This window comes from Streptomyces fulvoviolaceus (assembly GCF_000718165.1).
Taxonomy (GTDB): domain Bacteria; phylum Actinomycetota; class Actinomycetes; order Streptomycetales; family Streptomycetaceae; genus Streptomyces; species Streptomyces fulvoviolaceus.
On record NZ_JOEY01000098.1, the window covers coordinates 1 to 18674 of the forward strand.

At 68.3% G+C, this 18674-nt stretch carries 17 protein-coding genes and 5 pseudogenes; 9 read left to right on the plus strand and 13 right to left on the minus strand.

Features of this window, described 5'->3' with window-relative positions; translation table 11 throughout:
- Positions 1-168: SDR family NAD(P)-dependent oxidoreductase (locus IG08_RS56540; RefSeq protein WP_158812404.1), on the minus strand; the 168-nt coding region annotated here is incomplete at its 3' end.
- A gap of 198 nt (positions 169-366) precedes the next feature.
- Positions 367-930, minus strand: coding sequence for an ester cyclase (locus tag IG08_RS0151150; protein WP_052425306.1), 564 nt, complete (start codon positions 928-930; stop codon positions 367-369).
- Positions 931-1147: 217 nt separating this feature from the next.
- On the opposite strand from IG08_RS0151150, the gene IG08_RS0151155 reads away from it, so the two are divergent.
- The 3 genes from IG08_RS0151155 (at position 1148) to IG08_RS58445 (ending at position 5309) form a co-directional block, all read left to right on the plus strand.
- Positions 1148-2107: a helix-turn-helix domain-containing protein gene (locus tag IG08_RS0151155; RefSeq protein WP_052425307.1), complete on the plus strand. Its 960-nt coding sequence runs from the start codon at positions 1148-1150 to the stop codon at positions 2105-2107.
- Positions 2108-2649: 542 nt separating this feature from the next.
- A complete protein-coding gene (locus tag IG08_RS0151165) occupies positions 2650-3264 on the plus strand; it encodes an MEDS domain-containing protein (RefSeq protein ID WP_030621222.1) in 615 nt (204 codons plus the stop codon).
- Between the two features lie 2 nt (positions 3265-3266).
- On the plus strand, positions 3267-5309 hold the full coding sequence (locus IG08_RS58445; RefSeq protein WP_078656115.1) for an ATP-binding SpoIIE family protein phosphatase: 2043 nt from the start codon (positions 3267-3269) through the stop codon (positions 5307-5309).
- Between the two features lie 674 nt (positions 5310-5983).
- On the opposite strand, the gene IG08_RS0151175 is transcribed toward IG08_RS58445, so the two are convergent.
- Both IG08_RS0151175 and IG08_RS0151180 read right to left on the minus strand, forming a co-directional pair.
- The gene (locus IG08_RS0151175; RefSeq protein WP_199821135.1) at positions 5984-6745 is read right to left on the minus strand and encodes an alpha/beta hydrolase; all 762 of its coding nucleotides are present in this window, start codon (positions 6743-6745) and stop codon (positions 5984-5986) included.
- A 317-nt stretch (positions 6746-7062) separates the two neighbouring features.
- On the minus strand, positions 7063-7845 hold the full coding sequence (locus IG08_RS0151180) for an enoyl-CoA hydratase family protein (RefSeq protein WP_052425308.1): 783 nt from the start codon (positions 7843-7845) through the stop codon (positions 7063-7065).
- A gap of 327 nt (positions 7846-8172) precedes the next feature.
- On the opposite strand from IG08_RS0151180, the gene IG08_RS0151185 reads away from it, so the two are divergent.
- The 3 genes and pseudogenes from IG08_RS0151185 to IG08_RS62150 all read left to right on the plus strand — a co-directional run.
- Positions 8173-9207, plus strand: coding sequence for a hydroxymethylglutaryl-CoA lyase (locus IG08_RS0151185; protein WP_052425309.1), 1035 nt, complete (start codon positions 8173-8175; stop codon positions 9205-9207).
- 115 nt (positions 9208-9322) lie between these two features.
- Positions 9323-9715, plus strand: a complete 393-nt coding sequence (locus tag IG08_RS0151190) for a MaoC/PaaZ C-terminal domain-containing protein (RefSeq protein ID WP_078656116.1) — start codon at positions 9323-9325, stop codon at positions 9713-9715.
- A 122-nt stretch (positions 9716-9837) separates the two neighbouring features.
- A pseudogene (locus IG08_RS62150) lies at positions 9838-10140 on the plus strand (metallophosphoesterase); the annotation flags it as partial.
- Positions 10141-10257: 117 nt separating this feature from the next.
- Here the strand turns inward: IG08_RS62150 and IG08_RS62155 are convergent.
- From IG08_RS62155 to IG08_RS0151215, 5 genes and pseudogenes are all read right to left on the minus strand, one after another.
- Positions 10258-10632: pseudogene (locus tag IG08_RS62155) on the minus strand (SDR family NAD(P)-dependent oxidoreductase); the annotation flags it as partial.
- A gap of 147 nt (positions 10633-10779) precedes the next feature.
- Positions 10780-11385, minus strand: coding sequence for a response regulator (locus tag IG08_RS62910; RefSeq protein ID WP_030621243.1), 606 nt, complete (start codon positions 11383-11385; stop codon positions 10780-10782).
- A complete protein-coding gene (locus tag IG08_RS62915) occupies positions 11379-11819 on the minus strand; it encodes a sensor histidine kinase (RefSeq protein ID WP_338060203.1) in 441 nt (146 codons plus the stop codon). Before IG08_RS62915 ends, IG08_RS62910 begins: the two co-directional genes overlap by 7 nt.
- Positions 11788-12351, minus strand: a pseudogene (locus IG08_RS62920) (SDR family NAD(P)-dependent oxidoreductase); the annotation flags it as partial. The gene IG08_RS62915 and the pseudogene IG08_RS62920, both read right to left, overlap by 32 nt.
- A 199-nt stretch (positions 12352-12550) precedes the next feature.
- Positions 12551-12898 (minus strand): annotated as a pseudogene (locus tag IG08_RS0151215) (ester cyclase); the annotation flags it as partial.
- A 267-nt stretch (positions 12899-13165) separates the two neighbouring features.
- On the opposite strand from IG08_RS0151215, the pseudogene IG08_RS63320 reads away from it, so the two are divergent.
- Positions 13166-13429: pseudogene (locus IG08_RS63320) on the plus strand (transposase); the annotation flags it as partial.
- A gap of 132 nt (positions 13430-13561) precedes the next feature.
- On the opposite strand, the gene IG08_RS0151220 reads toward IG08_RS63320, so the two are convergent.
- On the minus strand, positions 13562-14368 hold the full coding sequence (locus IG08_RS0151220; RefSeq protein ID WP_030621250.1) for an alpha/beta fold hydrolase: 807 nt from the start codon (positions 14366-14368) through the stop codon (positions 13562-13564).
- Between the two features lie 266 nt (positions 14369-14634).
- Between IG08_RS0151220 and IG08_RS0151225 the strand changes: the two genes are divergently transcribed.
- Together IG08_RS0151225 and IG08_RS0151230 are read left to right on the plus strand one after the other, a co-directional pair.
- Positions 14635-15213 (plus strand): PadR family transcriptional regulator, encoded by a 579-nt coding sequence (locus IG08_RS0151225; protein ID WP_043457466.1) that lies wholly within the window; start codon positions 14635-14637, stop codon positions 15211-15213.
- A 22-nt stretch (positions 15214-15235) separates the two neighbouring features.
- Complete coding sequence (locus IG08_RS0151230; RefSeq protein ID WP_030621253.1) at positions 15236-16216, plus strand: NADPH:quinone reductase; 981 nt, start codon at positions 15236-15238, stop codon at positions 16214-16216.
- A gap of 372 nt (positions 16217-16588) precedes the next feature.
- Here the strand turns inward: IG08_RS0151230 and IG08_RS0151240 are convergent, their stop codons facing one another.
- From IG08_RS0151240 to IG08_RS0151250, 3 genes are all read right to left on the minus strand, one after another.
- A complete protein-coding gene (locus IG08_RS0151240) occupies positions 16589-17356 on the minus strand; it encodes a glucose 1-dehydrogenase (protein ID WP_030621255.1) in 768 nt (255 codons plus the stop codon).
- Positions 17357-17602: 246 nt separating this feature from the next.
- Positions 17603-18022 (minus strand): (R)-mandelonitrile lyase, encoded by a 420-nt coding sequence (locus tag IG08_RS0151245; protein WP_030621257.1) that lies wholly within the window; start codon positions 18020-18022, stop codon positions 17603-17605.
- A 69-nt stretch (positions 18023-18091) separates the two neighbouring features.
- On the minus strand, positions 18092-18674 hold a 583-nt coding region (locus tag IG08_RS0151250; protein ID WP_030621259.1), incomplete at its 5' end, for an SDR family NAD(P)-dependent oxidoreductase.

The window sequence follows — 18674 nt, forward strand, 5'->3', positions numbered from 1 at the left end:
GCCGCCGGCCTTCTCGATCTCGGCGGCGAGGTCGTCGAGACGGTCCTTGCGGCGGGCCACCAGCACGACGGAGGCCTTGTGCTCGGCGAGTCGACGGGCGGTTGCGGCGCCGATTCCGCTGCTCGCGCCGGTGACGAGCGCGACGCTACCGGTCAGATTTGTTGCCATGGGGTGGTTCTCTTTCTAGACGTACGAAGCGGGGCAAGCGGTCGGGGGCGTCCCATCAGTCGCTAGGGCCGATGGGACGCCGTAAACCGCCAGGCCGGGTAGCGAGTAGTGCCCGGGCGTGCTCTGTGAGCGGTGTGGTCCTTGCACCTGCGTCGGCCACATGCGTGAACAGGCCACTCTGGGTGAAGCCGGGTGGTGCTAGGCGGCGGGGATGGCGCCCATCTGCGTGAGGATGCCGAGCATGTCGAGCTGGGCGCGCTCCTCGACGATCTTGCCGTGGGACAGGCGGTAGAACGCGAAGCTCTCCGCCTGGATCTTCTTGCCGGTGCCCTCGACTCCGGCGAAGGGTCCTTCGTGGGTGCCGGTCATGGTGTAGCGGATGGCGACGGTGTCGCCCTCAGCGCGCATGTCCTCCACCGTCCACTTGAGGTCGGGGAAGGCCTTCATGTTGGCGGCCACGATGCCGCGGTAGGTGTCCAGGCCCTGCTGCGTCGTTCCGCCGAAGTGCATGACGATGTTCGGGCTGATGAACTTCTTCGCCAGCTCGGGGTCGTTGGTGGGCAGGAACTCGCTGGTGAAGCGCTCCATGATGCGCTTGTTGGCCTGGGCGGACCCGTGGTGCCACGAGGTGGATTCCGCGGCGGCGGAGCCGGTGCTGACGGTGGTCGTGCTGGCCGTGTCCGCGGCATTCGCTGCGTAGGCCGAGAGGCTGAGTGCTCCCAGAGTCGTGACTACGACGGCAGCCTTGGTGTGTCGACGCATTGTTCGTCCTTCTGTTTCGGCGGTTCGCAGCACCGACGGTGCTGCGGGGAGGCACTGGAGACGGGCGCCAGGTGCGCCACGGTGTCCGGGCCACTCACACCGCGATTGGCGATGCACCCCCTACAGAACCGGTTGGTGCGGGCGAGCGGGAGACCCTGATGGGAGGGGTACTGAGAGGGACCCCCGGCCAGGCGAAATCGCTCGTAGGGTGAATGACATGGCAGGCAAAAACGACGCTCGAGACGCGCACCGCGACATCCGTGGCGATATCCGCTCGGAGATCCGGGAGTTCCTCAGCACGCGACGGGCCAGGATCACTCCCGAGCAGGCCGGACTGCCTGTGTACGGCGGAGACCGTCGGCAAGTCTCGGGCCTGCGCCGCGAGGAGGTCGCCCTCCTAGCGGGCATCTCGAGCGAGTACTACATCCGGCTCGAGCGCGGCAACGCCACCGGCGTCTCCGAGAGCGTCCTCGACGGCATCGCGCGAGCCCTACAGCTCGATGAAGCCGAGCGAACCCATCTGCTCGACCTCCTGCGCACCGCCAGCACGACCCGCCCGCCACGCCGTAGGCCGGCCCAGCAGCGCGTACGGCCCGCGGTGCAACGGGTCCTCGACTCGATGACCGGCACACCCGCGTTCGTACTGAACGGACGTCTGGACATCCTCACCGCAAACCACCTCGGGCGCGCCCTGTTCTCCCCGCTCTACGCCGACCCATTGAGGCCGCCCAGCAACGCCCGGTTCGTCTTCCTCGACCCGCACGCAGCCGAGTTCTTCCGCGACTGGGACCAGGTCGCCAACGACACGGTCGCCATGCTGCGCGCCGAGGCCGGCCGCGATGCCTACGACCGGAGGCTGACGGACCTGGTCGGGGAGCTGTCCACCCGCAGCGAGGACTTCCGCCGCCGCTGGGCCGCACACAACGTCCGGATGCACACCACGGGCATGAAACGCCTCCACCACCCGGTCGTCGGCGACCTCGAGCTGCCGTTCGAGACCTTCCCACTAGGCGCCGATCCGAGCCAGTTCCTCCTCGCCTACACCGCCGAGCCCGCATCACCCGCACAGGACGCGCTGAACCTGCTGGCCAGCTGGGCAGCGACCACCGACGTAATCGAACAGCCCGCCTCGACTGACGACTCCGAACCGGCCGAGTCGGCTGAGACACCTGACTGATCGACGAGCCACAGCGTGACAGCGTGCCGATCCGCAGGCGTCGTCGATCCGTCGCCTCTGGGCGAATCGGTCGCTCACTCATCTCTCCGGGGCTGGCGGGACGACCTCGCCATGCTGCCGCGAACGACCGCCTACGCGACGAGTACGCCAAGGCCCTGGATGCCGAGGGTGTCCCGGTCGCTCAGCGAGTCTTCGAGGGCGGCGACCACTACTTCACCCACATCGGTCCAATGCCGGCCGGGAGGGAGGCGATCGAGCCGATCGCTGCCACCCTGCACACCGCACTCAGTGCCTGACGCCGGCTTGCTGCGCACGAGGCGTGCCGACCCGATGCACGAAAGTCTGGGCAAGCCGGCTCGGTAGCCAGGAGACGATCGACCGCCGACACAGAGCGCCACGGGAGATGGCTCGGCGACGTGGTTGTCGGCGTGAAGCGGGGAGAAAGGGACTCGCTTCCCATCAAATGCCATCGCTGGGGGCTCAGGGCTATGCTCTCCAGTACGGGGCCCGGCTGTCTGCTCCGGCCAGAGAAGGTGATATGGATGTTGCCCTCTTCAACATCTCTGGGGCCTTCCGATGTCAGCATCGTCCCAGGCGATCACGTATGCGTCTTCTATACGAGCCTGGCAGAACGCGACGGAATCCTGCTTCCCTTCCTGCGTGAGGGCCTGCGCACCGGTGAAAAATGCGTCTGCGTCGTGGACACCACCGCCCCCGCGGAGCTGCTCGACGACCTTGGCGACGAGGCCGACCTCAAGCCGGTTCTCGACCGGCGGCAGCTGGAGGTGTACCCCTCGAAGGACGTCTTTCTGCGCGGTGGCGGCTTCTCTATGGAAAGGGTCTTCGACTGGTGGGAGCAGAATTTGGCCATCGCCCTGCGGCGCGGCTTCCGCTCCACCCGTGTGGCCTCGGAGATGACCTGGGCGTTGCGCCCGCTCTCCATCATTGATGAGCTCCTGATGTACGAGGCGCTGGTGAACCAGTTCCTGAGCCGCAATCCGCAGCAAGGAGGTCTGTGCCTCTACCCGCTCCACCGGTTCAGCGGTGAGACGTTGGTGGAGGTGCTCAAGACCCATCCCAAGATGGTGCTGGGGGGCATGGTGCTCGACAATCCCTACTACCTCGATCCTGACGAGTTCCTCGCCCTCCGGCAGTGACCATGTCCGCCGTCCCCACTGACCGCACAGCCCGGGACAGGGAGCAGCGCGATCAGCTGTCGAACCTGCAGGGCCTGCTGATGCTCTCGATGTTGATGACCGAGAGCGGAAGCAAGGAGAAGATCCTCAGCCTTGCGGCGGCCTCGGTGCCGTCCCTCAGCAGTTGTCGCGTAGTGGGCGTGTATCTCGACGAGGACGGATGGCAGGCCGACGTCACCTTTCTGTCCCTGGAGCATGTTCGGGCCGATACGGAGGCGCAGTTCCGCGCTCTCGGCACGAGCAGCGGCCCGGTCGAGATCCCGGGGCACGCGTGGGGGTGGGCTCTGCCCCTGAGGCGGATCCAAGAGCACATCGGCTACTTCGTCGTGGCTGCATCCGAGTCGCCCTCCCAGGCCACGCAGTTCCTGTTGCGTGTACTCGCCCAGCAAACCGGAGTGGCCCTGGCCAACGCCCGGCTGCACACAGTGGAGCGGACAAAGGCCGAGCAACTGCGCCGTGCCAATGCCGCCCTGGCCGAGACCGTGAGCGCCCTGGAGCACACCACTCGGATCCACGACCGGCTGACCCGTGTCGCAGTGGCCGGGGAGGGGCAGGAAGGAATCGCCCGTGCCGTGTACGAGCTCACTGGGTACCCGGTCGCGGTCGAGGACCGCTACGGGAACGTCCGGGCGTGGGCAGGCCCGGAGGGTTCCGTCCCCTACGAGCGAGAGCCCCATAGCCGACGAGATCGGGTACTCCGCCGTGCTCTGAGTGAAGGGCGACCGGTACGGGAGAGCGGTCGGCTCACGGCTGTTGCCAGCCCGGGCGCCGACATCCTCGGCGTGATTGCCCTGGTGGATCCCGCAGGGACGGCCGGGGACCGGGAGCAGATCGCCCTTGAGCACGGCGCCACCGTCCTGGCCATGGAACTCGCGCAACACACGGCCTCAGCGGCATTGCAGCGCGAACTTCTCCCGCGGCGGCTGACCGGGGGGACCGCCCTGGAGGTGGCATCACGCTACCTCGCGGCGGGTGCCCCGATCGGCGTGGGCGGCGACTGGTTCGACGTGATCCCACTGTCGGGGGCCCGAGTAGCCCTGGTCGTCGGCGATGTAGTCGGCCATGGGATCAACGCGGCAGCCACCATGGGGTGGCTCCGTACGGCCGTGCGCACACTCGCCGACCTCGATATGCCGCCCGACGAGCTGCTGGCCCATCTGGACGACCTCGTCATCGGCCTTGCGGAGGAGGAAGGCGCCCGAAAGGAGGCGGAGGCTGAGGCCTCTGCAGCCGTGGGAGCCACATGCCTTTACGCCGTCTACGACCCGGTCACACGGCGGTGCACGATGGCTCGCGCAGGCCACCTGCCGCCCGCTCTCGTCCGGCCGGACGGCACCGTCACGTTTCCCGACCTCCCGGCGGGCCCGCCCCTCGGGCTCGGGGCCCTACCCTTCGAATCCGCCGAGTTCGAACTGCCCGAGGGCACTCTGATCGCCTTGTACACCGACGGTCTTGTCGGGGCCTCGGACCGGGACATTGACATCTCAAGACTGGGTGATGCCCTCACCCGGCCCTGCCTGACCCTGGAGGCGCTCTGCGGTGACACGGTCCAATCTCTGCTGAGCGGTCCGCCGGCCGACGACGTGGTCCTGCTCCTGGCCCGCACCCATGTCCTGGGCCAGGACCAGGTGGCCTCCTGGGATCTGGCGGCCGACCCGGCAGTCGTCGCGAACGCCCGGAACCTGGCCGGTGCACAGCTCACAGCCTGGGGTCTGGACGACGCGCAGTTCACCACGGAGCTCGTCGTGAGCGAACTGGTCACCAACGCCATCCGTTACGCAACCGGTCCCATCCGCCTGTCTCTGATCCACCAGGACGTCCTGATCTGCGAGGTCTCGGACGGCAGCAGCACCTCACCTCGCCTGCAGCATGCCAGGACGACCGACGAAGGTGGCCGGGGGCTGTTTATCATCGCGCAGCTCACGCGGCGCTGGGGCACCCGCTACACCGGAGCCGGTAAGATTATCTGGGCTGAGCAGACTCTATCGTCGGCGGATGGCGCGTGACCGTCGATGCCCGAGCGCCAGCAGGCAGGTGTAATCGGCACCGGGCCTACTACGCCGACATCCTGGTGAAGATCGACGCCGTCGGAACCGTCGAGGAGATCGCAGGACGGGTGCAGCAGGCAGCCACGGCCCCTGCCTGAGGACCTACGAGTGGGTGCCGGTTCTGCGGAGTGGTAGCTCAGCCTCCCGCATGCCAGCGTGGGACGCAGCCGCGAACACCGGCGGATGAGCGTGAAGTTGCTCAGTCCGGCCGGGGATTCCCGCAGAGTCGGTCTGAGGACACGAGCGCGGGCTAGAGCTGGTTGATGTCCATCGGACGGGACTTGTTTGCGGAGGGCTTGGTCATCTGAACGGCCACGTCGTCTTCACTGGGCCGTCGGTCGCCTTGGCGGAATCGGACTTGCCCTGCCGGTGACCGGCGGCTTTGTCGGGCTGGTGGACCGGTGGCCATGATGCCCTCATGAAGCTGACGGCCGGCGTCGGATCAGTGCGGGGTCGAGGTTGGGAAGGCGCCTGTCGCGAAGGCCCGTACCGGGACACACCCACTGCTCCACCGGCAGCATGCACGGCCTCGGACTGCGGTCTGCAGGTCAAGCGCAAGGCCCCAGGACCGGTTGTGTCTCATACTGGCGATGGTCGTTGACGACCATGTGCCCCACGGCTGAGTAAGTCGCCTACGGCAGCAGCGTGTCGAGTGAGCGGAGCACCTCCCGACTGCGCTGATCCGCCGCCGAGACCACGCCGAGAAAGGCGAAGTAGCCGTGGATGAGGCCGGGTCCGGGGATGTGCTCGACGCGTACTCCAGCGGATCGCAGCCGGTTTGCGTAGCCGTCGCCCTCGTCGCGCAGCGGGTCGGACTCGGCGGTCGCCACAACTGCGGGCGGCAGGCCGTGTGGTACGGCCGTGCCCAGCAGATCGAGCGCGGGTTCACTCCGCAGCTTGACAGGCGCGTACTGGTCGTAGAACCAGCGCATGTCCTTTCCGGTGAGGAAGTAACCGTCACCGTTCTCGCGGAACGACTGGCTACCCATGGTGGGATCGGTTGCCGGGTAGATCAGCAGCTGCGCGGCCAGGTCGGGGCCGCCTTCGGCGCGGGCCCGAATCGCGGCGCCGGCGGCCAGGCTGGCGCCCGCGCTGTCCCCGGCCACCACGTGTGGGCAGCCGCTGAAGGTATCCGAAGTCCACGCCAGAGCCGCCATGATGTCGTCAAGCGGTGCTGGGTAGTGGTGCTCGGGAGCGAGTCGGTAGTCCACGGACACGACGGTCGCGCCGAGCGCGTTCGCGACCCGTCGGCAGACCGGGTCGTGGGTGTCCAAGTCACCGACCACCCAGCCACCGCCGTGCACATACGTGATGACCCGCCCGCGCTCGCTGAGCGGGCCATAGATCCGCAAGGGGAGCGGCCCGTGAGGCCCGTCGATTGTTCGGTCCGTCACCCCGCGCACCTGTTCCGGCACATAATCGCCGCCACGGCGGGCCATCGCCAGTGACCGGTAATGCGCTCTGGTCTGCTGCGCGGTGCCGCGGACCAGCGGAGTCATCCCGGTTGCGGCAAGCTGATCGAGAACTGAGCGGAACTGTGGATCAAGGGGCACGGGTACTCCCGTTGTCGTTGGGTGGGCCTCGCGGTGCGGGGCCCACCTGCACGTTTGTCGGTCACATTGGCCATGGACTGTCGCGTGGAACGACAAGCTGTCCGGGTTGGCGGAGTGCTCCCTACGGTGGGGGCGAAGGCATCAGCGTGGAACACGGGTCAGCGCGACAGTGCCCAACGCGGCGGGCGGCGTTCGCGGAAGGCGCGCATTCCTTCCGCGGCCCCCTCGGACGCGAACAGATCGGCGGAGAGCTTGACCATCGCATCACCCTGCTGCGTGAGCACGCGGCGCCCCCGGGCAGTGGTCAGCCTCTTGGACTCGATCAGGCCTTGCCGGGAGCACATCCGCAGAGCACCGACCAGCTGCCGGATGCTGTCCTCCACGGCCGCTTCGTCGCGCGGAGCCTCGGTCAACAGGCCCATTCGCTCCGCCGTGGTGCCGTTGAACGTCTCACCCGTCAGGAAATAACGACCGGCTGCCCGTTCGTCGATGCGGGGCAGGACAGTGAGGGAGATGATCGCGGGCGCCAGACCGAGCCGGGCCTCCGAGAAGGAGAAGGTCGCCTCGGCGGGGGCTACCGCGATGTCGGCGGCCGCGACGATGCCCAGCCCGCCGGCCCGGGCATTGCCCTTCAAGTGGGCTAGGACGGGGACCGGAGTCTCCACGATCTTCCGCAGCAACCCCAGCAACCTCTCGGCGCCCTGCTGCATGCCGCCCTGCGCGGCTTCCTTGAGGTCAGCGCCCGCGCAGAACGTGGGCCCGGTGTGGGTGAGGACGATCGCCCGGACAGCGTCGTCGGCCGCGGCTCGGGCCAGGCTGGCGTGTATCTGCTCCACCAGGGCCGCGGACAGAGCGTTGCGATTGCCGGGCGAGTCGAGAGTGAGAGTGGCGATGCCGTCCTCGACGCGCAGGGTCACCACGGCCTCGGTGTGTTCTGCCATTTCTTCTCCTTCGTGATGGGGCCGGAGCATGCTCAAAGAAGCGGTGGCGCCCGGCTGGGCCGTAGCTCCCTGGAGGGAAGTCGGCCCTACTCGCCCGTCCTGCAGCGTGGAGGCGGCCATCGAGTACGGCGGCTGAGCCCACAGCCCCTGGACCCCTCGGTTAACGTACATTAACCTGATCGTGTGAGTTAACGTTAACTAACTCACGAGCTCCCGCCGCCCAGGCAAGGTTTCGATCCGGCCGCCCCACCCCGAGACGTGATGTCGAGGTGCTTGTGGCATTCGCGCGGTGGAGTGAAGACATCCCGGTAACGAGGAGACTGCGGCATGACGTCACCCATCCGAACCAGCGGACGTGCCGAGGACGACCACCTGCTGCCGAGCGTGACGCCTCGTTCAGGGTTGCCCGCGGCTGTGCGCATCCACGAAGTCGGTCCTCGCGACGGCCTCCAGAACGAGTCCGTGATCGTCCCGGTGGAGGTCAAGGCCCAGTTCATCCAGCGCCTGGCTGCCGCCGGTTTGACGACGATCGAGGTGACGAGTTTCGTGCCTCCCGCATGGGTGCCGCAGCTCGCTGACGCGGCCGACCTCGTCGCCGCCCTGGCCGCGGATCGAGCGCTCCCGACATCGCTCGACCTCCCGGTGCTCGTCCCCAACGAGCGCGGGTTGGACCGAGCCCTCGACCTCGGAGTTCGCCACGTGGCCGTCTTCGCCAGCGCGACGGAGACGTTCGCCCGCCGCAACCTGAACCGCACGGTCGCCGAGTCGCTGGAGATGTTCACTCCCGTGGTGCGGCGCGCCAAGGAGCACGGCCTCCGCGTACGCGGCTACCTGTCCATGTGCTACGGCGATCCTTGGGAGGGGCGGGTATCGGCCGGACAGGTGGTCGAGGTGGCTGGCCGACTGGCTGAACTGGGCTGCGACGAGCTGAGCCTGGGCGACACCATCGGCGTGGCCACCCCCGGCCAGGTGCACGATCTGATCGCCGCAGTCGACGCCGCGGGTATCGGCCCGGACCGGCTCGCGGTGCACTTCCACGACACCTACGGACAGGCGCTGTCCAACACCCTGGCCGCTCTCCAGGCCGGTATATCCGTGGTGGACGCATCGGCCGGCGGACTCGGCGGCTGCCCTTACGCCAAGAGCGCCACGGGAAACCTCGCGACCGAGGACCTGGTGTGGATGCTGAACGGGCTCGGCATCCACACCGGCGTCGACCTCGGGGCGCTCGTCGGTACCAGTACCTGGATGGCCGCGCAGCTCGGCCGTCCCAGCGCCTCCCGCGCCGTCCGGGCGCTGGCAGGGCAGCGGGCAAGCAGCCACGGCCTCGACGTGCGCTCGCAGCCGGACGGCGACAGCTGAGGACCCAGCAGCCGCGCCATGTAGACCGACGAGGGCGGTGTCTGCCGTCCTCGTCGAGTGCCTCGGCCCACCAGTATCCCAACGGTCGGCTCAGCAGTATTGGAGAGGACCTGTCTTGATATCCACTAGCTACGAAGACATCCCGGAAGACCGGCATCCACTGCATCTGGATTCCGAACACGCGGCGAGGACACGCTTCGGTCAGCGCATCGCACACGGTGCCCTGATGATGTCGACCCTCCTAGGTCTGGTGGAACTCCATCCGAGCTACCTGCAGTGCTTCTACGGCATGGACAAGGTTCGATTCCGCGCACCCGTGTATCTGGGGGACTCGGTACATGCGGAGTCGGAAATCATCGACATCCAGCCTCGGCCTGGTGATGGGGCTGCGGTGGTGACCAGCGAAGCGCGCTTGGTGAACCAGGATGGAACCCTGGTGTTCTCCGGCCTCTTCCCCCTGCTTGTAGCTGATCGGAGCGAGGCTCTGGCCATGGAGGCGGGGGATTGACAAAGCAGTCGCGGAACGAAGGAGGCGGACAGTTCGCTTCAGTCGACGTGGCGTCGACCAGTCAGAGAAGTGATCACGTCGCGTCGTCGATTCGGGCGTGCGCGGGGGCGCGACCGCGTCGATTGGCGGGCGTCAACGACATCCGCGGCGAGAGCGAGGGGCAGGGCCCCGATTTCGTCAAGGCCTTTGGTGACCGTGACGGCTCCCGCGCTGCGGTCCTCCTCGCCCACCAACGATCGTCATCCGCGACGTTGCGTCACGGCGTCGACCTCCAACTCTCCGGCCACACCCACGGTGGCCAGCTGTGGCCCGGCAACCTCATCGCCGAGCTGGCGAACCGGACGCTCGCCGGTCTCGAACGTTACGGAGACACCCAGCTGTACTTGCCCGTCACTGCGGCCACCTCCGGCGAGGTGGCCAGATAGACAGGGGTGCGCGCACCGTTCTTCGGGCGCTTGCACAGGAGCCTCATCAGTCCGCGCACTGGGGCGGGCAGTTCCCGGGTGATGCCGGTCGTGGTGATGCCGGGGTCTGCGCTCCAGCACCGGCAGGAGCAGTGTCGTCAGCAGGAAGGACCCGAGGTGATGGACCCCGAAATGCAACTCGAAGCCGTCGGCGGTGAGCTTGCGGGTGGGTGACGCGACGCCCGCGTTGTTCACCAGCACGTCCAGACGGTCGAAGCGCTGCGTGAACGCCTCGACGAAAGCTCGGACGGACGCCTGGGAGGCGAGATCGAGCTGCATCACCTGCACCTTGCCGGAGCCGCTGAGCACGCGGACCTCGGCCAGCGCCGCACTCCTCCTGGCGAGGTCGCGGCAGGCCATCACCACGGTGGCGCCAGCCTCGGCCAGGCCGACCGCTGTCATCTTGCCGATGCCCGAATTCGCTCCGGTTACCACGCACACCCTGTCTGTCATGTCTTCTCTCTTCCCTCATTGTGCTTCTCTGCTGGGGGTGTTGAGGCGTACGGAAGGACGTCGGCCAGTGCATGACTTCGCCCGGGAGTGCTGACCGCGTTTGTGTTCGGTGGGTCGACGATCGTGCTGGACAGCCGAGTCACCGGGTCACAGCAGGCCGTGGGTTCGGGCGTTGGTGATCAACTGGGCGCGGTTGCGTGCGTTGAGTTTGTTCATGACGTTGTGCAGGTAGCTCTTGACGGTGTTCAGCGAGAGCCCGAGTTGCTCGCCGATCTCGCTGTTGGTGTGTCCGAACGCGACCAGCCGCAGCACGTCGTACTCGCGCGGAGTCACCGGGGCGGTTGCCTCGGCCGCTTCTGCGCCGCCGTACGAGCCGGTCTGGGCGACCTCGCGAAAGGCGTTGCGCAGCGCCGTGCCGGAGGCGTCCTTGACCAGCAGTCCGCAGGCTCCCGCGGCCAGCGACGGGGCGACCGCTGCGTGTTCTGGGAACGCGGTGAAGAGCAGGATGCGGCTCGACGAGGACACCGCGCGCAGGCGGGGGACGAGCTCGGCGGCGAGTGCGTCGGGCAACCGCACGTCGAGCAGGACGACGTCGGGCCGTTCCCGAGCACACTCGCGGACCGCTCCTGCGGCGTCGGCGGCGTATCCGACGACCTCGATGTCGCCGTGCCGGGAGAGCTGGGTGACCAACCCGTCCCGGACCACGGGGTGGTCGTCGACGACGAGCACTCGGATGCGTGGCTCGCTCAACACGGCAGCTCGACCCGCCAGGTCGTACCGCCCTGCGGGTCCGTGGTCAGGCGCAGGGTGCCGCCGAGCCGCCCGACGGAGTCCGCGGTCGTTCTGAGCCCGACGCCGCGAGTGTGGTCCGGTGGCAGGCCGACGCCGTCGTCGGTGACGGCCACGACGATCCCGCCGCCTGGCCGACGGCCGGCGGTGACGACGACCGCTGTGGCCCGGGCGTGCATTCTCCGCATTGAGCAGGGCCTCCCGCACTGCTCGGACCAGTACCTCTGTGCGGGATGGCGGCAGGGCCGGTGGGGCATCGTCGAGTATGACCAGTTCAGCGGGCACGCCGGTGCGGTCAGTGAAGGCGGCGCAGTCGGCATGGAGCGCGACGGAGAGCGCGAGTGCGGCTGGCGAGGCGTGCAAGGCACGCAAAGAGTCCCGAAGCGCGGTGGAGGCATCGGCGACCCGCCGCTGCAGCCGCCGCAACCCCGCGGTGAGTTCGGGATCGTCGGCGGCGACCTCGGTCATGCCTGCGACGTCCGACCCGATTGCGAAGAGCAGGGCGCCGACGCTGTCGTGCAGCGCGGCCGCGAGCCTGTTTCGTTCCTCGTGCACGGCGACCTCACGGGCGAGTCGTGCCCGCTCCGCGACGGCGACGGAGAGAGCCATCTTCTCCGCCACCGCGCCGACGACCGGGCCCAGGAGCATGAGGCCGGCGTTGTTGACCAGGATGTCCAGTCGTCCGAAGTGCTCGACGGTCTGCTGCACGGCGGCCTCGGCCTGGGCGCGGTCGGTGATGTCCGCCTCCACGGCCAGGGCCGTGCCGCCCGCCTTCTCGATCTCGGCGGCGAGGTCTGTGAGGCGGTCCTTGCGGCGGGCCACGAGGGCGACGGAGGCGCCGCGCTCGGCGAGTTGGCGGGCGGTGGCGGCGCCGATACCGCTGCTCGCGCCGGTGACGAGAGCGACGGTGCCGGTCAGATTCGTTGCCATGGGGTGCTTCTCCTTCTGGACGTACGAAGTGGGGGCAATCGGCGGGGCGTCAGATCAGTCGCCCCAGCCGATGCGATGCGTACAGCCCCAGGTCAGGGAGCGAGGAGTGCCGGAGCTTGGCGGCCGGCGGTGTGTCCTCGCACCTGGGCTGGTCGCATGTGGCGGACTGGCCACCCGGGGCGAGGTGGAGAGCGCGGGGCTATGCCGCCGGTATGGCGCCGAGCTGCTGGAGGATGGTGAGCATGTCGAGCTGGGCGCGCCTTTCGACGATCTTGCCGTGGGACAGGCGGTAGAACGCAAAGCTCTCCGCGTGGACCTTCTTGCCGGTGGCCTCGACTCCGGCGAAGGGTCCCTCGTGGGTGCCGGTCATGGTGTAGCGGATGGCCACGGTGTCGCCTTCGGCACGCATGTCCTCCACGGTCCACTTGAGGTCGGGGAAGGCCTTCATGTCGGCGGCGACGATGCCGCGGTAGGTGTCCAGGCCCTGTTGCGTGGTTCCGGCGAAGTGCATGACGATGTTCGGGCTGATGAACTTCTTCGCCAGCGCGGGGTCGCGCGGCGCCCGGCACGACCCGTCCGCCCCAGTTCCTCCTCACGTACACAGCCGAGCCCGCGTCACGTTCGCAGGACGCCCTGAATCTGCTGGCCAGCTGGGCAGCGACCACCGACGCAATCGAGCAGTCCGCGTCGGCTGACGACTCCGAACAGGCCGAGACGCCCGGCTGATCGACAAGCTGCAACGTGACAACGTGTCGATTCGCGGGCCCGGGCGTCGCAGCCCGATTCATCGTCTCGGAACGAGTCGCTGGCGTGCCGCGGATGGGAGCGCTTCAGACGTTTCCCGTTCGAGATCATGAAGATCGTCTACGCGACGACCAAAATTGGGAGTCTCGACTCCCGCTTCCGGTCAGGCCAGTCGCAGGCGTGGGCACTTCCCGCACGACGAGGCAGCACTCAGGGTGCTCTACTGCGTGATCCGCGACCGACGGTGCAACCTCGCCGGGGCCGGACCCACGGGAAGGAAGCGATCAACGTCTTCGTCGGCGATTACGGCGATTACGTCACAGACAACCAGTGACATCCCCGCATGACGCAGAAGAAGCGTCACCGTCAGGGCTTATGGAAAGGCAATGACACTCCCAGCTGACACAGGACCCGCCGCAGCGCGGAGGCAGCAGTGGAACTTACATGCTGCCGCGCGTGGCGTCGGCTATGCAGTGGCCTTGAGGGCGAAGGGGAGGATCTCTTCGGCCAGGGCTTCGGGTGCGGTCAGGTAGGCCTCGTGCGCATGACCGGGGATCTGGACGAGGCGGCTGTTCGGCAGGGCATCATCAAGGCGCCGGGAGATGTCGAGCAGGACGGGCGGGCTGAGCTCCCCGGTGACGAGGAGCGTCGGGGTCGTGAGGCCGGTGAATCGGTCGAGGTCGTCACCGAAGGCGTCGATGGCCCGGACCTCTCGCGCCCAGGTCGGCGTCATCGACGCGCGCCAGGACCACACGGGGCTGCGGCGGAACTCATCGATCGCCGCCTCCGGCATCTGCAGGAAGTTGCGCGTGCCCAGCGTGAGCGCACGGTCCAGGTCGCCCTTGGCTACGGCCTCTTCGAAGGGCGCGATGGCATCCCCTCCGATGGGACCGTGCAGCGGTACCGGCGGCTCGTAGAGGACGAAGGCGGCGGGGAGCTGCCGCAGGGCGAGGCCCAGGGTCACGAGTCCGCCGTAGGAGTGGCCCAGCAGGATCGCGTCCGGGCCGGCCAAGTCGAGGACGGCGGCGATGTCCTCCTGTTCGCGCTCGATGCTGTGGTCGGGGGTGTCACCGCTGGAGCCGTGGCCGCGGCGGTCGACCGCGTAGGTCGTCAGGTGCGGTGCGAGGACATCGGCCAGCGGCTGCCAGTCCTGGGCCGCGTTCAGGGCTCCGGGGGAGACCACGAGGGGGCGTCCCCGGCCGGTGACGGTGACGGCGATCTTCGTGCCGTCGGTCGAGGTGACGAAGGTTTGCCGGTGCTGTGTGTCGGTCATGTCTCTCATCCTTCAAGGGGGTGGCGGTGGCGGCGATGCCGACTCGCCTGTTCAGGGGCAGGCCAGGGGTGGTTTCTCCGAAGGGCGGCCGGTGCGGAGGCGTGCCCTTTGCGGAAGGCGCGACAGGGCTGGCAGGGCGGCGAGGCAATGGCGGCGACCATGGCGCCGGCGAGGTGACCCCAGCCTGCAGTGTCGATCAGGACTTGAGAGCTTAACATCGATTCGATGTATGTATCGATTCGATGCAGTCGTGGGATGATGGAGCCATGCTGGAACTAGCGATCCTGGGCTTCCTGGCCGAGGGACACCTGCCGGGACACGAGCTGCGCCGCCGCGTCTCGCAGCTGACCGGTTACACGCGGCCGGTCAGTGACGGCAGCCTCTACCCGGCGATCAACCGCCTCGCGAAGGCGGGTCTGCTGGAGCGGCGCGCCGACCCGGCCGCAGGTGCCGCGAGGTATGTGCTGAGTCTGACCGAGGCCGGGCGCACCGAGCTGCTCGGACGCCTACGCAAGCCGGCCGACCACGAGATCACCGACTTCACCCGGTTCTTCACCATCCTGGCCTTCCTCTCCCACCTGCCCGACGTGGCCGAGCAGCACGCGGTGCTTCGCAGGCGACTGGAGTTCCTGGAGGAGCCGGCGAGCTTCTTCTACGACGGTGAGCGGCCGCTGCGCGCTGAGGGGGTCGCCGATCGCTACCGGCGCGGCATGCTGCTCACCGCCCGTGCCATCAGCACGGCCGAACGTGGCTGGCTGCGCGAGGTCCTCGGCGAGGAGCCGCCCGCTTCCTTCACGGCGCGCACCGTCAACGATCTCCCTAGGCTCGAAGAACCCGCGAGCTGACCGGCCCCGGAGGTACCTGCCCATGCTTGCGTCCTGGTACGACGAACAGGGCCCCGCCGCCGACGTCCTGCGCGTCGGCGAACTGCCCGATCCCCAGCCTGGCCCCGGCGAGGTCCGCGTCCGCGTCACGCTCTCGGGCGTCAACCCCGGCGACACCAAGAAGCGGCGCGGCTGGCTCGGCTCGTCCATGCCCTACCCGCGGGTGATCCCGCACAGCGACGCCGCCGGCGTCATCGACGCGGTCGGCAATGGGGTCGACGCCCGCCGACTCGGCCGGCGGGTCTGGGTGTACGGCGCCCAGTCCTACCGTCCCTTCGGCACCGCCGCCCAGTACACCGTCGTACCCGACAGCCAGGCCGTTGCCCTGCCCGACCACGTGGGTGACGAACTCGGCGCGAGCCTGGGCATCCCCGGGATCACCGCCCACCGCACTGTCTTCGCCGACGGGCCGGTCGAGGGAAAGCTCGTGCTCGTGCACGGCGTCCTCGGAGGAGTGGGGTCCCTGGCAGCCCAACTCGCCCGCTGGGCCGGCGCCAACGTGCTGGCCACCGTCCGCCGTGGTGCGGACCTCGACCGCGTCGACCCGGCTGTTGTAGCCCATGCCGTCGCCCTGGACCAGGAGGACCCGGCGGGGGCGATCCGCGCGTACGCACCCCAGGGCGTCGACCGGATCATCGAGGTGGCTCTGTCGGACAACGCCGACCTCGACAACGCCGTCGCCGCGAACAACGCCGTGATCGCGGCGTACGCCACTCGCGCCGACCGCACTGAGATCCCGTTCTGGCCTCTGCTGTTCAACAACGTCACCTTGCGGCTGCTCGGCAGCGACGACTTCCCGGCCGAGGCCAGAAGCCGGGCCACTCGTGACCTGACCTCCGCAGCCGCTGTCGGCGCTCTCAGCGTCGATGTCGGCGACCGCTACCCGCTGGAAGACATCGCCAAGGCCCACGACCGTGTCGACGCCGGAGGCCGTGGCCGCGTCCTGCTCACCATCCCCCAATAACGCAGAGTCGGAACACTGCCTCCGGGGCGACGACCGGTGTTACAGAGGCGAAGGCGGCAGCGGCCGATGGTTGACGGTGCACGAGACCAAGCGTGCGCGGCCGGAGGCAGTGGTCCTGAGATGTCGCGGGTCACGGGTGGCGTCGCAGTGGTGCGGACCCGGGGCGGGGGGTTGGCAGGGGTACCGGGGGCACTCCGGGGGCTGTCGTACGGCCTTCTGAACGTGCCGCGGTGGGGACCACCGTGTCGCTCACCCCTGTCGACTCGATGGGCGATGCGGTGGATTCACAGATCCGGCAGTACGTCGGCGAGTAGCCGCAGATGCCGACCGGCGGACTGACCGTCAGGTGTCTGCTGTGGACCTCGCAGTTGGTCAGTGAGCGGTGAAGCCACCGTCGACCGGAAGAGCGACACCGACCACGAGGCTGGCGCCCGGGCTGCACAGCCAGAGAACGGCTGCGGCGATTTCGTCCGCGCGCCCCAGCCTTCCGATCGACTGCTCTTTCATGATCTCTGCCATGGCGTCGGCCTGGTTCTCGACCATGTCTGCGGCCATGGGAGTGTCGATCACTCCGGGGCACACGGCGTTGATCCGGATCCCTCTGGGGGCGTATTCGACCGCGGCGCTCTTGGTGAGGCCGATCACGCCGTGCTTGGAGGCGTGGTAGGCAGCACGTTGTGGCATGCCCAAGAGTCCTCCCAGCGAAGAGCAGTTGACGATGACACCGCTGCCTTGCTCGCGCATCTGGCGAAGCTCGTGCTTCATGCTGGCCCAGATGCCGCGGAGGTTGACCGCGTTCACGTGGTCGAAGCTCTCGGCAGGCTCGTCGGCCGCGTCGCTGGGCGGTGCCTGCACACCGGCGTTGTTGAACGCCATGTCCAAGCGGCCGAACGTTGTGACCGCCCGTTCCACCATCGCGGCCGTCTGGCCTTCGTCCGTGACGTCGCAGGTGACGCCGATCGCCTGGTGGCCGGCCGAGGTCAATTCCTCGGCTGCGGCCTCCACGGCATGCTTGTCGACGTCCGCGAGCACAACGGCGGCACCGGCTTCGGCGAAAGCCTGGGCCGTTGCGAGCCCCATGCCAGATGCCGCGCCGGTGACGAGCGCCACCTTGTTCGCGAAGTCGTAGGTCGGGTTCATGGTGTGCGGAGCTCCCAACGTCGGTCGGCGTGGCGCCAATCGGTCAGAGAAGTGATCACGCCGGCGTACGCCGGCGTCGTCGTTTCCCGTGTGCGCGGCCCGAATTCACCGTTGCGGTGTGAGCTCACAGCACGGATAGGGGCGAGTGTGGTGTGGGTGTCGTCGTGTGACAGGCCGCGGTTGGAGTCGATTCCGGCATGGTGACGCAGTCGGCGGGCCCAGCCCGCCGACTGCGAGGGGGTCGGATCAGCGGCGGGTGGTGCGGCGCGGGCCGCTGTACTCGTCGTTGGCCACATGCTCGAACCAGGTGCTTTCCGGGCCTGCCTCAGGGCCGGGGTTCTCCCACAGGGCGAGGTGGGTCATGAAGTGGTCGGGGGCGGCGCCGTGCCAGTGCGCCTCGCCCGGTGGCGTGTAGATGATGTCGCCGGGGCGGGCTTCGAGGATCTCGCCGCCACGGGACTGGATCAGGGCGATGCCCTCGACGATGTACAGGGTCTGGCCCAGGCCGTGGCTGTGCCAGGCAGTACGGGCACCGGGCGCAAACCTGACCGTGTTCGCCCGCGCCCGCGAGGGCTCCTCACCCTGGTAGACAACGTCGAACCAGACATCACCGGCGAACATGCCCGCCGGGCCTTTGGTGGACGGCGGCTGGTTGAGGATCTCCATCGTGCCTTCTTCGAAGAGTGCTGCTGCCGCTGTTCAGGCGGCAGCGTGACAGGTGGCCGCCCGAGGCTCTTAGGCGGTGGTGTCGTCGTGGGCGAGGCTGCCGCCGAGTTCGCGGGAGGCTTCGGCCTGGGCGAGGAGTTCGTTGGCCTTGGCCTTGACGCCTTCGATGGCGTCGGCGCCGGCGACGAAGCGCAGCAGGGGCTTGTCCTGGTCGGCGATGGTGAGCAGGGCGCGGGCGAGCTTGGCGGGGTCGCCGGTCTGCTGGCCGTTCATGCTCTTCCAGCCGGCGATGGTGGCGGTGGTGCGTTCGGCGTAGTCGTCGATGGTCGGCTCGGGCCAGATGGTGGAGCCGTCGACGAGCAACTCGGTGCGGAAGAAGCCGGGCTCCACGACGGTGGTGTGGATGTTGTACGGCTCGACGTCGTAGCGCAGCGACTCCATCCAGCCCTCGACGGCGAACTTCGACGCGGCGTAGGCGACGCAGAACTCCTGGCCGATGATGCCGGCGGAGGAGGAGAGGGTGATGATGTGGCCGGCGCGCTGCTTGCGCAGGACGGGCAGGACGGAACGGGTGACGTTCATGGGCCCGAAGAGGTTGGTCTCGATCTGCTGGCGCATCTGGTCGGGCGTGATCTCCTCGAAGTATCCGGCG

Coding starts and splice junctions, on each gene's coding strand:
- IG08_RS62915 (WP_338060203.1), bottom strand. CDS start 11,819: ATGCCTCCACCGCGCTTCGGGACTCTTTGCGTGCCTTGCACGCCTCGC.
- IG08_RS0151180 (WP_052425308.1), bottom strand. CDS start 7,845: ATGGCAGAACACACCGAGGCCGTGGTGACCCTGCGCGTCGAGGACGGC.
- IG08_RS0151230 (WP_030621253.1), top strand. CDS start 15,236: ATGCTTGCGTCCTGGTACGACGAACAGGGCCCCGCCGCCGACGTCCTG.
- IG08_RS0151245 (WP_030621257.1), bottom strand. CDS start 18,022: ATGGAGATCCTCAACCAGCCGCCGTCCACCAAAGGCCCGGCGGGCATG.
- IG08_RS0151155 (WP_052425307.1), top strand. CDS start 1,148: ATGGCAGGCAAAAACGACGCTCGAGACGCGCACCGCGACATCCGTGGC.
- IG08_RS0151240 (WP_030621255.1), bottom strand. CDS start 17,356: ATGAACCCGACCTACGACTTCGCGAACAAGGTGGCGCTCGTCACCGGC.
- IG08_RS0151150 (WP_052425306.1), bottom strand. CDS start 930: ATGCGTCGACACACCAAGGCTGCCGTCGTAGTCACGACTCTGGGAGCA.
- IG08_RS0151225 (WP_043457466.1), top strand. CDS start 14,635: ATGCTGGAACTAGCGATCCTGGGCTTCCTGGCCGAGGGACACCTGCCG.
- IG08_RS0151185 (WP_052425309.1), top strand. CDS start 8,173: ATGACGTCACCCATCCGAACCAGCGGACGTGCCGAGGACGACCACCTG.
- IG08_RS58445 (WP_078656115.1), top strand. CDS start 3,267: ATGTCCGCCGTCCCCACTGACCGCACAGCCCGGGACAGGGAGCAGCGC.
- IG08_RS0151220 (WP_030621250.1), bottom strand. CDS start 14,368: ATGACCGACACACAGCACCGGCAAACCTTCGTCACCTCGACCGACGGC.
- IG08_RS0151165 (WP_030621222.1), top strand. CDS start 2,650: ATGTTGCCCTCTTCAACATCTCTGGGGCCTTCCGATGTCAGCATCGTC.